This is a genomic window from Chitinophaga solisilvae, assembly GCF_009928525.1.
Classification (GTDB): Bacteria; Bacteroidota; Bacteroidia; order Chitinophagales; family Chitinophagaceae; genus Chitinophaga; species Chitinophaga solisilvae.
In genome coordinates this window covers 403,845-417,846 of record NZ_JAABOK010000008.1, presented here as the reverse complement: position 1 = coordinate 417,846, position 14,002 = coordinate 403,845, and the positions used below count along the sequence as shown (strand labels likewise).

The following is a 14,002-nucleotide window of genomic DNA, read 5'->3' as shown; positions in this document are numbered from 1 at the left end:
TGAACCTGCTGCGCGGTGTGAAGGTACAGGAAGATGATCAGCAATACTTTTTATCCCGGCTGGGAGAACTGTGGCGTTACGGCCTGTCCATCGACTGGGATGTTTACTATCAGTCTGCCCGCCGCCGCCGTATATCGCTGCCTACCTACAGCTTCGAGCCGGTGAAGTATCCGGTGGAGGTAGATCCCTTCTCCGGCAGCCTGTTATCGGTGGTAGGTCAGGGGTTGTCCGACAGCGGCTCGCTGCCGGACTGGATCTATCATCCGTTGTGGAAACGGGGTCTTCCTGCGGCTGCACAGGAAGGGAAACAGGTGTTCCTCTTGCTGGGCGCAGCGGCTGCCTTCAACGTATCGCTGCAGGAACAGCTGCGCAGCCGGGGGCATGAAGTGGTGATGGTGACGCCCGGGGCAGGCTATCAGCGGCTGTCGCCACTGCACTATGAAGCAGATTTATTATCTGTGGCAGATTATACGGCTGTATTAGCTGACCTGCAATCTGCCGGTATAACGTTAACGGATATACTCTATACACATGGGCTGGATAATTCCCTGGGGGAAGAAACGCTGTACCTGTCGCTGTCATACATAGCGGGTGCGCTGGTGAGCCAGGGAATGATGAAAGACCGCCGCATCGCGGTGGTGACAGACAGCCTGCACCAGGTACAGGGGGATGAGTGCGGCGATGCGCGCAGTGCCGTGTTGCTGGGTCTGGTGAATGTACTTCCGCAGGAATATGCGGTGAATACCATTAATATCGACATCATCGCAGCTACAACTAGCGCATTGCCGGCACTGACGAAAGAGCTGACGGCCGTATGGCATCGGGGGGACCGCATTGTGGCGCTGCGCGGCGCTCACCGCTGGCTGTGCGAGTATCAGCAGCACCGCGGAGAGGTAACTCCCGGCGGTACGGTGCTGCGGCCAGGCGGCCTATACCTGGTGACCGGCGGCCTGGGTAATGTGGGATATGTCCTGTCTACGTATATACGCCGGCGTTATAACGCCAGGCTTGTACTGACGGGCCGCCGTGAACTGTCCTCCCTGGATGATACAGCGAAGGAGCGTCTCCGTCAGCTGCAGTCCGGTGCGGACCATTGCAGCTACCATGCGGCAGACATCACGGATGAAGAGAGCTTGAGCCGGCTGGTAGCAGACATTGAATCGACTACGGGCCGGATAGACGGCATCATTCATACGGCGGGCGTAATAGACGAACGTCATTTTGAACTCATCAGCGACATCACGGAAGAGAATACACAGCGGCTGTTTTCCGCGAAGGTATCCGGTATCCGGGTACTGGAAAAAGTGTTCGGTGAGCGCCGCCCCGATTTTATCTGGGTGAGTTCCAGCCTGTCTGCGGTGCTGGGCGGATTAGGTTTCAGCGCGTATGCCGCCGCCAATCTTTATATGGATCATTTCCTGTTACGTCAGCAGGAGAGCGGCATCCGGTGGCGCAGCGTCTGCCTGGGCGGTATGGCCTTCAGCGTATCACAGATAGCGAAGGAGCAGGGCCGTCAGCGCGCCACGCTGAAGCCGGAAGAACTGAGCCAGCTGTTTGAATGGAGCCTGGAATGCGATGGCAGCCCTGTGCTGGTGCAAACGGTAGAACCATTGTCAGCGCGCCTTCACCGGGTATACGAAGTGAAGAAGGAAGCATATCTGGATGAAGAACCGGCAGCAACGGAGATGATAAAGACGGAGCGTCCGGCATTGGCCACAGCTTACGTTGCGCCGGCGAATGCAACGGAAGAAAAGCTGGCGGACATCTTCGGTCAGTTCTTCGGGATAGACCGCATCGGTACGGACGACAACTTCTTCGAACTGGGAGGCGACTCGCTGAAAGGCATGATGCTGCTGAAAAGAGTGAAGAATGAATTCAATGTCAATATTACCCTGACAGATTTTTTCCATCATCAGACCGTACGGATGCTCAGCATACTTGTCAGTGACCTGCAGCTGATTACTGTGAAAAGTCAGCGTACATCGAAAATGGTTATATAAACGAATTAATATGAACATCAGAAGTCTAATCAACCGCCTGAAAGAAAATAACATTGATGTTTCGCTATCCGGAAGCGATCTGGAAATCGGTTTCGATGGCGATTATATACCCGAACAGTTACTCATAGCGTTAAAAGAAAATAAAGCAGCCATCGTTGGTTTCCTGCAAAGCCTGTCTGCCGGCGTGGAAATGGAGATCCCCGTTGCGCCTGCAGCAGATAGCTATCCGTTATCTTCCGCACAACGCCGCCTCTGGATATTGCATCAGCTGGAGGAAGGTACCACAGCCTATAACCTGCCGGATGTATTTTTCTTTGAAGGTGCACTGAATATGGCAGCGCTGGAACACTCGTTTCATGAGCTGGTAACCCGTCATGAAATCCTGCGTACTGTTTTCCGGGAAGAGGAAGATGGCAACGTTGTACAGGTCATCCGCCCGGCTGACGCCAGCGGATTTCAGCTGCAGCAGCAGGATCTGCGGGAGGCAGACAACCAGGATGAAATACTGCAGGCGCTGATAAAGGAAAATGCCGTGCAGCAGTTTGATCTTTCCGCAGGGCCGCTGCTGCGTGCATCGCTGTACCAGGTGAAAGACCAGCAATGGGTGTTTGCCTATACCATGCATCATATCATCAGCGACGGATGGTCTATGGAGGTGCTGGTAAGGGAACTGATGACGTTGTACAATGCTTTTGTAGCCGGTGTTCCGTCGCCATTGCAGCCTTTGCGCATACAGTACCGCGATTATGCCGTATGGCAGCAGCAGGAGCTGAGCGGCGCCTCCTATGAACAACACCGCCAATACTGGAATACACAGTTTGCAGGAGAACTGCCGGTGCTAGAAATGCCCGCAGCCAGAACGCGCCCGGCCATCAAAACATTCCGTGGCAACACTGCCAGCTGCAGGCTGACACCCGCGCTCAGCAAACAGCTGAAAGCGGCCTGCCAGGCAGAAGGGGCTACGCTCTTCATGGGCTTACTAACGGTCGTGGATATACTGTTGTACCGTTATACCGGACAGTCAGATATTATTGTTGGCAGCCCTGCTGCCGGCAGGGATCATACCGACCTGGAAGGACAGATCGGTTTCTATATCAATACGCTCGCGCTGAGAAGCCGTTTCTCAGGTACTGACAGCTTCCGGGAAATTTTACGGCAGGTGCGTAACGTTACGCTGGGTGCTTTTGAACACCAGGTGTACCCGTTTGACGAGCTGGTAAACCAGCTGAACCTGGAGCGGGATCTCAGCCGCAACGCGCTCTTCGACGTCATGGTGGTTTTACAGAATGCGAAGATGATGACTACCGCCGGCCGCAGCCAGCTCGGAGAACTGAAGATCAGCGTATATCCGTCAGCGAAAGAACAGATCAGCCAGTTTGATATGAAGTTCGATTTTGTAGAGATAGGCGATGATATACAACTGACGCTGGAATATAATACCGATATCTACGCCGCACCGGCAATGGAACAGCTGATACGGCACGTAGCACAGCTCTCCGCTCAGCTGCTGCAGCAGCAGGATATGCCGGTAGATAAAGCAGATTATCTTTCCGGAGAAGAAAGAAAAATATTGCTGACAGATTTCAATAATACAGCAGCTCCTTTCCCGGACGATCAGACACTGATAACACTTTTTGAAGAACAGGTACGCCTGACGCCGGATAAAACAGCCCTGGAGTATCAGGACAGGAAGTACACCTACGAGGCGCTTAACAAGGCGGCCAACCAGTTAGGAAATTATCTGCGCCAGCAGTATCATGTACAACCTGATGACCTCATCGCTGTACAGCTGGAGCGCACTGAACGGATGATTATCGCCATACTGGGCGTGCTGAAGGCCGGTGCAGCCTATGTGCCGGTAGATCCTGAATACCCGGCGGAAAGAACGCAGTACATCCTGCAGGACAGCCGCAGCAAGGTGCTGGTAGATGAACAGTTTATGACAGCTTTTGCCGCCGGACAGCATCCCTGTCATACAGATAACCTGCCGCATATAACGAAGCCGGATAACCTGGCCTATGTCATCTATACCTCCGGTTCTACCGGCGTTCCGAAAGGTTGTATGCTGGAGCACCGCGGCGTGGTAAACCGCATCGCCTGGATGTGGGAACACTACGGTTTCCGTCAGGAAGAGGTGATCCTGCAGAAAACCACTTTTACCTTCGACGTTTCTGTCTGGGAGATATTCCTGCCGTTGTGCATGGGTGCCGGTATGGTATTATGTGAACGGGAAGCTGCCGGCTCTCCTGAAATGATCCTGTCGCTGACTGCACAACATCAGATCACCTGCATGCATTTTGTTCCGGGTGTGCTGAACGGGTTGCTGGCATATGTGGCCGAACAGCCGGAGGCAGCTGCCGGAATGGATAGCCTGCAGCGGCTGATTGTCAGCGGCGAGGCGCTGTTACCTGAAACAGCCGCAAAATGGTACCGCTGGTTCAAAGCGCCGCTGCATAACCTGTACGGACCTACGGAGGCATCTGTGGATGTAACCTGTTACCCGGTTGCTCCCGGCGATCTGCTCATTCCTATCGGCAAGCCAGTCCGGAATACGGCGATCCGCATTCTGGACGCAGCCGGAAACCTGCAACCTGCAGGCGTTCCCGGTGAAATATGCATCAGCGGAATACAGGTGGCACGCGGCTACCTGAATCAACCGGAACTGAGCCAGGCGAAATTTATGACTGATCCCTTCCAGCCCGGCGCCCGCCTGTATAAAACCGGCGATCTCGGCAGATGGCTGCCTGACGGCAACATCGAATACATGGGCAGAATAGATCAGCAGGTAAAAATCCGCGGCTTCAGAATTGAAACCGGTGAAATAGAAACAGCGATGGAAGCTCATCCTGCAGTACAGGCTGCTGTAGTGATAGCACGTGCAGACCACCAGGGGGAAAAGCAGCTGACAGCCTACGTTATCTCCGGCGAAGAAATAACGCCGGAAGCATGGCGCACCTTCCTCTCGGCTAAACTGCCGTATTATATGCTGCCAGTATTTTATATACGGATGGATGCTTTTCCGCTGACAGCCAGCGGTAAGACGGACCGTAAGAAATTACCGGCGCCCGCCGCTGCCCGTCAGCACACCGCTGCAGCGTTTGTAGCGCCGTCAGGTGAAACAGCCCTGCAGCTCGCAGCAATCTGGCAGAACATCCTGGGCGTGGACGCTGTCAGCACCAAAGACAACTTCTTCCTGCTGGGCGGGCATAGTCTGACGGCCAACCGTCTGATCTCCCGTATCTATAAAACCTTCGGTATAAAAATTCCGCTGAAGGAGCTGTTCCTCGCACCGGTGTTTGAACAGCAGCTGCAGCTGATATGGCAGCCGGCAGGTAATACGCCCGGCCATATAACGCCGGCGGGTATACGTAGTAGCTATCCGTTATCATTTTCACAACGCCGCCTCTGGGTACTGAGTCAGTTTGAAGATGCCAGCGTAGCCTATAATATGCCAGGAGTCTATATCTTCCGCGGTGAGCTGAAAAAGGAAATACTGAATGAAGCCTTCCGTATACTGATAGCAAGGCATGAAAGCCTGCGTACCGTATTCCGCCATGATGCAGCAGGTATGATCAGCCAGGAACTGTTACCGGCAGCAACCTTTATCTCGCCGGTATCTTTTACAGACCTGACCGGTCAGCACAATGCCCGTGAACAGGCTGCTCAGCGCGTACGTGCGGAATTTACGAAAGCCTTTGACCTCGCCGGCGGCCCGCTGTTCAGCATTGTCCTGCAACAGGTAGAGCCGGAAGAATGGATTTTCTCCTATGTACTGCATCACATCATCGCCGATGGTATCTCGCTGGAAATCCTGATGCAGGAACTGATACAGGTGTATAATGCATTGCTGGAAAATCAAGAACACGGCCTGCCGCCACTGGATATACAGTTCAGGGACTACGCCGTATGGCAGGAGTCCGGCTATTCCGGTGAAGCTGACAGGCATTTCTGGATGAAGCATTTCGAAGGAGAACTGCCCGTGCTGGAGCTTCTGGGCGATAAGCCAAGACCCGCCAGCCGCACCTATAACGGCGCAATAGCCGGAAAGAAAATAAATCCGGTTACTGCTGCTGCCATGATACAGCTCATCACAGGAGAGAACAGCACCCTCTTTATGGGTATGATGTCGCTGGTAAACATACTGCTGTACCGCTATACCGGACAGGAAGATATTATCATTGGTACGCCGGTATCCGGCAGGGAGCATCCCGACCTGGAACATCAGATAGGCTTCTATGCCAACACGCTGGCGATCAGAACGAAGTTCAGCGGAACCGACAGCTACAAGATCCTGCTGGCGGCTACCCGTAAAACCGTGCTGGATACCTTTGCACACCAGGGCTATCCGTTCGATCAGCTGGTGGAATCACTGAACATCCGCCGGGATGCAGCCCGCAACCCGCTCTTCGATGTACAGGTGATAGTACAGGAAGGCAACCGCCAGACTCAGGCGGCGGCCGGTATGAAAGGCGTTGTTATCAGCAGGTACGGTGCTTCTGAAAAAATGACCAGCGTATTTGACCTTGTATTTAAGTTTATTGTTTTCGGAGAAGATATAGAACTGAATATCGAATACAATACGGATCTGTATTCTGCAGCATATGCCGCCCGCCTGCTGCAGCACCTGGAACAACTGATGGCGGCCGTGACGGCAGAAGCCTTCAAACCCTTAAACCGCCTGCATTTCCTGGGACAGGAAGAAACGGAAGAACTGGAGTCATTCTTTACCGGTCCGCACCTGCTCTACGATGAGCAGCGCACCGTACTGGACCTTTTCTATGAGCAGGCAGACCTCCACCCGGATGCCGTGGCTGTCAGCTTTGAAAATACCCGGCTTACCTACCGGCAGCTGGATGAACAGTCCAGCCGGCTGGCACACTATCTCCGCGCTACCTACGATATACAGCCGGATGATTTCATCGGTATCATGACAGACAGGTCTGATAAAATGATTACCGGTATACTGGGCATCCTCAAAAGCGGTGCGGCTTATGTGCCGGTTGATCCGGAATATCCCCGCAGCCGTAAGGAATACATGCTCACGGATACTGCGGTTAAAGTACTGATTACGCAGACAGACTATCTCTTTGACATAGACTATTGCCAGGGTGAGGGCGCACTGTTTGCCATCGATGTGCAGCTGGACGGGCTGGACACCAGCAGGGAAAGGCCTGCGCAGCAATCGCAGCCTGCCGATCTGGCCTATATCATCTATACTTCCGGTTCAACGGGTACGCCCAAAGGCGTGCAGGTTTCCCACGGTAACCTGATGCATTCTACCATGCCGAGGGAGCATGTCTATAAACGTATCAGCGCATTCCTGCTGCTGTCATCCTTTGCATTCGACAGCTCCATCGCCGGCATCTTCGGTACGCTCTGCTATGGCGGCACCGTTTGTATCACCCGGAAAATTGACGTAGCGAATGTGGACGGTATTGCCGACCTGCTGGTGAGCAACGCCGTAAGCCATCTGCTGACAGTACCCTCATATTATGCATTGCTGATAAATGCGTTGCAGCATCGCGAAAACTCGCTGCAGCAGGTGATTGTAGCCGGAGAAAACTGCCCGGTGCAGCTGGTGCAGCAACACTTCGCATCACCGGCATTACAGCACTGCGATTTCTTTAATGAATACGGGCCTACCGAATGCGCCGTATGGAGCAGCGTATTCCGGTATGAAAGGGATTATATTCCTGCTTCCTGTATCGGCCGCCCTATTGCCAATACTTCCATCTATATACTGGATGCCGCCGATAACCTGACACCGGTGAGCGTGGCAGGCGAAATCTGCATCAGCGGTAACGGCCTTGCCCGCGGCTACCTTCACCAGGAAGAGATGACGGCCGGAAAGTTTGTGCCGGTTCCTTTTGATAAACCCGGGATCATGTACAGAACCGGCGATATCGGCAGGTGGAATACCGATGGCACCATCGAGTTCCTGGGCCGCAAAGACGATCAGGTAAAAATCAGGGGATATAGAATTGAAACAGGAGAGATAGAAAATGCCCTGCTTACACATGAAGACATCACTGCTGCCGCAGTAGTGGTGAAAACAGATAATACCGGCGCTAAAGAGCTGGTAGCCTATATTGTAAGCGATACGCCCCTGGAAGTATCCGCACTGCGGGAGCACCTGGATACGCTGATGCCCGCCTATATGATACCCGCACTGTTTATTGCCATGGAACAGTTACCGCTGACAGCCAACGGTAAAACAGACCGGAAGAACCTGCCGGACCCGGCTGGAACAGACAGGCTCACCGGCGCCCGTTACGTAATGCCGCGTACTGCTACAGAACATAGGCTGGTAAAGATCTGGGAAGAGTTACTGGGGAAAGGGAATATAGGTATTCATGATGACTATTTTGAGCTGGGAGGCAACTCGCTCAAAGCCATGATAATCCTCAAACGAATACTGGATGAAACCGGCGTAGTTATTTCTATCAAAACATTTTTCCTCGAAAAGAATATCGAAAATACAGCTGCCTATATTGATGCCGCCACATCTCCGGCGGAAACACCGGAACAGCTGCAGACAGGCGGCGCCGGCCTCATACCGGCATCGTTCAGTCAGCAGATATATTCCAGCGACTGGAAACCGGGCAGCGAAATGGTAGTTACACCGGTGCTGCTGGAAGATGTGAACCTGTACGCACTGGAAACCGCTTTTTGTCAGCTGATACAAAGACACGAAATCCTGCGTACAGCATTTGTCATGGAAGCAGGGAAACTATATCAGCAGGTATTACCGTTTGCAGAAACCGGCTTTCATATTCCGCCGCCAGTGAAAGTTAGCAGCGAAGCGGAACTGCAGGAAATGATGGCCGCAGCAAAACAGGCAACACCGGATCTTTTCGCCGTTCCGTTGATCTCCGTACAGCCGTACCAGTTACCCGATAACAGTTACCTGGTACTGGTGCGTATGCACCATGCCATCACAGATGGTTTCTCCGACGGTATTTTCCGAAGGGAGCTGACGAAGCTGTATAACGCTGCGCTGGTAAACATTGCAGCCGTACTGCCGGAGCTGCCTTGTCAGTACCGGGACTTTGCCGCCTGGCAGCATCATTTCGTGCAGACAGATCAGGGTAAAGTGCATCAGCAATACTGGCAGCAGAAATTGCAGACCTGGCGTCCGGAAGAAGTGCCGGCAACGGTTTCCGGCCAGGAAGCAGACCACGCTTACAGTTATAATAAAGCCATTGCCGGTACCCGCCTCGAAGAGCTGAGCCGCTTTGTACGCGAGCAGGGGCTTACCCGTACATCCCTGTTGATGGGCGCGCTGTTCCTGACATTATACAAACGTTATCCGCAGGAAGATCACACGCTGTTTATGACCGTGTCCGGCCGCAGCTCCCGCTATTTTGGCGCTATGGATGTGACCGGCCTGATCGGCAATTTTGTGAATTCCATCCTGGTAAGGAATACGGTCAACCGCGAAGATACGCTGGCAGCGTTTCTGCTCAGTATGCAGGAAGGTTACCTGGATGATCTCAACTATGACAGCTATCCGTTTGAGAAGCTGATTCATGAACTGCCTGCTGTTAATCCTGCTACACTGTCTGATGCACTTGTATTCCTGAACTATCATAACTATGATTATATGAGCCAGGCAGACATTGAAGTTACCGCTGCGGACACCGAAGGATGGATGAGCCGGAAAGAGCCTGTACGCATGCCTTTCGGCCTGGTGGTATCCGAATATCAGCAGGTGCTGAAACTGCAGCTGGTATTCAACGCAGCCAGGTTCAGCGAAGCAGATGCCGCGCAGATGGCCGGCAGCTTCCATCAGATACTGGCTGAAATATTATCAGCGCCGCATAAAACCATCAAATCGTTTCTCAGCAGAGAAGCGGGCATTGTCGCATAATAAACCTGTTACCCTTCACGATAAAAATTAAAAACTATGAACGAGAAAAAATGGTACCTTAAACCCAACGTGATTATTGAACCCCTGATTGAAAGATGGTATGCATGGTCGCACATCATATCACCTGCAACAGCGGCTATGAATGTGGTAGGGCGCCACCTGAAAATTATGAGCTCCTATATCCAGTCGTCACAGATCCATGCAGCTGCGGTACAGAACCCTAAAATGCTTGGCGGCCCTTTTATGGATTACAAAGGCTCACGTGTGGATGATATTAAAAAACTGAAAGCAGAAACACTCGTGCGGCAGGCAAAATCGGTAGAACTGGCAGAAGCCATCGTGCAACTGGATAAAATGCTGCAGAAACAGGCCAAGGGATTTGCCCTCGAAGGACTTTACGATCAGGTGCCGGATGTCCTCAAAGGCTATGTGGAACTGGTGTACGACCTCAACAACAACCCTTCATTCCGCGTATTTGAATCACTGTTGTATGACAGTGAATTTTACGATAAATCATTCCAGAGCGTAGCGCTGTGGATCACCAACAATGATGAAAGACCTTTCTGTCTCAGTACTGCCCGCCTGGATGAGCCGCATGTGCTGCACCTCAACATTCCTTTCGATCATGAAGGACTGGATGACCTGGCCCGCATGAAACGCGAAGGCGGATCACTGGATGAAATAGCTGCAACACTGGGCGTTACTGCCGAACAACGCGAGCTTTTCAATACCTTCTTTACAGAACAGGAGCATCCTGCCTACAAGAAATATGACGGTGATTTTGTACGTATGCGCTACTTCGGACATGCCTGCATCCTCATCGAAACAAAAGATGTGAGCATCCTGGTAGATCCGCTGATCAGCTACTACGGATATGAATCCAGCGTAACGCATTATTCCGATGTGGATCTGCCGGATACGATCGACTACGTGCTGATTACACATAACCACCAGGATCACGTGCTGTTTGAAACCCTGCTGCCGCTGCGTCATAAAATCAAGAACATCATTGTGCCGCGCACTACCAGCGGCGCCTTACAGGACCCAAGTCTGAAGCTGGCATTCAACGCCGCCGGATTCCAGAACGTAGTGGAAATTGATGACATGGAAAAAATCCGCTTCAAAAACTGCGTGATCACCGGTATTCCGTTTACAGGAGAACACAGCGACCTGAATATCAAAGCCAAGTCCTGCTTCCACGTAGCTATAGAAGAATTTACCTTCCTGTTTATGGCTGACTCCAGGATAGTGGAGCCCCGTTTATACGATCACGTGCACCGTACTATCGGCGACGTAGATGTAGTATTCCTGGGAATGGAATGCGATGGCGCACCGCTGACGTGGCTGTACGGACCATTGCTCACAGACGAGCTGGCAAGGGACAAGGACCAGTCCAGAAGGCTTTCCGGTTCAGATTACAAACGGGGTATGCACCTGGTAGATATCTTCCACCCCAGAGAAATATATGTGTATGCAATGGGACAGGAGCCATGGCTGGAATTCATCAGTACAGTAAGATATACTGAAGAGTCCAATCCGATCCTGCAGTCCAATAAGCTGGTAGAAGAGTGTATCAGCCGCGGACTGATTGCGGAAAGGCTGTACGGCGAGAAAGAGCTGCTGTACGCCTATGCGCTCCAGGAGTAGCAGGTATAGCCCCGGGACATAGCGCCCGGGGCCTTGCATTATGCAGCACAAGTTTTTAACCCGCATACTTTACTTAATCAAACAAACGGATGCGTCGTATATTCAAAATGGTTGTTCCACTGATGGGAGTGGGAGGGATGTTGAAGTATATTATCCTCGGCATACTTTCGGGTGGCTGTAGTTTTTTCTTTATCAAATCCGTAACGAAAGCGGTCGGGCTGATGATGTCCGGCACCTTTGAAGCGCAGCGCGCTACCTATGCCGCTGTTTTTGCAGGTATTATTGTACTGTTCGTGATAGTGCGGAAAACATTGGCCATTGCCATTATCAGGCTGTCGCAGACGCTTTTCTGGAACCTCCGGAAAGAAGTGCTGGCGCTGATACTGAAGGCCGACTACCGGCAGGTGGCAGACCGCCGTGTGGAAGTACATGCGGCTATTGTGAGTGATGTCAACGTACTCACCAATGCCTCCATGAGCATTATTGAGTTTTCTACCGCCATGGTACTGGCTACCGCCAGCCTTATCTACCTGGCATCCATCTCCGTAATACTGTTCCTGATTACCCTGGCTGTAGCGCTGAGCGGAGCGTTCATCTATCATTACAACAGCCGGAAGAATAATCAGTACTTTGAAAACGGCCGGAAGCTGGAAAATAGTTTCCTGGAAAGTCTGAATCAGGTACTGGACGGTTTCAAGGAAATTTATATGGAGCCGGCCAGGGGACAATATATTTATAACGAGAAAGTTTCCAGGGTGTCGAAAGATGCCTGGCATAATAATACACAGGCTTTTACCGGTTTTCTCAATAACCAGATCACCGGACAGGTACTGTTTTATACGCTGGTATCGTCTATTGTTACACTCTTTTGTTTCCTGTTACATATCCCGACAGCGCAGACCGTAAGTTTTATTTTTACGCTGCTGTATTTACTCAGCGCCACAGAAACAATCATGGTGTTGCTGCCCGGTCTGATGCGCGCCCGTATAGCAGGCAATCATCTGATGGATCTGCGGCAGGAGCTGACCAGTACAGACCTGAACAGCAGGATGCCGGAAAAATATATGAGCCGGGAGCAGTTTGAACAGATCACCATTGCAGACCTGCGGTACCGCTACAAGGCTGCTGAAAGCGGCTTCAGTATAGGACCGGTAAATTTGGAATTCAGAAAGGGGGAAACTATCTTTATCTACGGTGGTAACGGCAGTGGCAAAACCACTTTCGTACATGCGGTACTGGGGCTTATCCTCCCTGATACCGGCACCATCCGGTTAAATGACGATCTGGTAGGCCACAGCAACTATCCCGAATACCGAACCCTGTTTGCAGTCGTATTCAGTGACTTCTACCTGTTCAGCGAATTATGTTTACCCGGTAATTTCAATGAGCAAAAATGGATGTACTACCTGCAGCTGTTTGAACTGGAAGGAAAAGTAACCCTGGAAAACGGCCGCCTCTCCACCACCGCACTGTCGATGGGCCAGCGTAAGCGCCTGGCGCTGATTGCCGCTTTACTGGAAGAGAAACCCATTCTGGTAATAGACGAATGGGCCGCCGACCAGGACCCTTATTTCAGGAGAAAGTTCTACACAGAAATTATTCCGCTGCTGAAAGGAGAAGGTATCAGTATTATCGCCATCACACATGATGACAGATATTATCACTGTGCAGATAAACTGTATAAAATGGATTACGGCCACCTGCTGGAGGAATTCAGCCCTGTACATGAAACCCGGATAGAATCTTAACCTCGATAAAATGCTGCTGACATGATGAAACCTCAGTTGTTTTTAATCCACTACGCCGGCGGGAACAGTTACTCGTTCCAGTTTCTGCTTCCGTTTCTGAAAGACTTTGAAGTGATAGCCCCGGAACTGCCGGGAAGAGGACGACGGGTGGCAGAAGAACTGGCGCCGGATTTTGAACATGCCGCCGAAGATATGTATGCGATCATATCAAAGAAAATTACTACAGACAATTTCCTCATTTATGGTCATAGCCTCGGCGCCTACCTCGCTTTCAGCGTTGCTAAAAAGCTGGAACAGGCGGGCAAACCACCCGCATACCTGCTGGTGAGCGGAAACCCCGGCCCCGGCGCCGTTGAAATCAAAAACAGACACCTGATGCCCGCAGGAGATTTTATCAGGGAACTGAAGCTGCTGGGGGGCGTACCGAAAGAATTCCTCGAAAGCGAAGAGCTGATGGCATTCTTCGATCCCATCCTGCGGTCTGATTTCAGGATCGCCGAACAGCACCATCTGGAAAACAGCTCACCGGTAAACGTTCCTATGTACGCCATGATGGGCAGCGAAGAAGAAGGCGTTGACAGAATTGATAACTGGGGCAGGTTCACAGCTTCCTCCTTCCAGACAGAAATACTTTCAGGCGATCACTTCTTCATACAAAACCATCCGCAGCGGCTCGCGGAGGTCATCAGATTTTGTTACAACAGAAAACGTATTCACACCGTATAATTAAACCGCCA

The 14,002-nt window shown here is 51.8% G+C and carries 5 protein-coding genes; all 5 read left to right on the top strand.

Going from position 1 to position 14,002, the window contains the following annotated elements:
* The coding region (locus GWG06_RS19060) for an SDR family NAD(P)-dependent oxidoreductase (RefSeq protein ID WP_160715185.1) at positions 1–2,000 on the top strand (2,000 nt) is incomplete at its 5' end.
* A gap of 10 nt (positions 2,001–2,010) precedes the next feature.
* The gene (locus GWG06_RS19055) at positions 2,011–9,870 is read left to right on the top strand and encodes a non-ribosomal peptide synthetase (protein ID WP_160715183.1); all 7,860 of its coding nucleotides are present in this window, start codon (positions 2,011–2,013) and stop codon (positions 9,868–9,870) included.
* A 36-nt stretch (positions 9,871–9,906) separates the two neighbouring features.
* Positions 9,907–11,517 (top strand): MBL fold metallo-hydrolase, encoded by a 1,611-nt coding sequence (locus GWG06_RS19050; protein WP_127043676.1) that lies wholly within the window; start codon positions 9,907–9,909, stop codon positions 11,515–11,517.
* 89 nt (positions 11,518–11,606) lie between these two features.
* Positions 11,607–13,265, top strand: coding sequence for a cyclic peptide export ABC transporter (locus tag GWG06_RS19045; protein ID WP_160715181.1), 1,659 nt, complete (start codon positions 11,607–11,609; stop codon positions 13,263–13,265).
* Positions 13,266–13,286: 21 nt separating this feature from the next.
* Complete coding sequence (locus GWG06_RS19040) at positions 13,287–13,991, top strand: thioesterase II family protein (RefSeq protein WP_160715179.1); 705 nt, start codon at positions 13,287–13,289, stop codon at positions 13,989–13,991.
* Positions 13,992–14,002 lie beyond the last annotated feature (11 nt).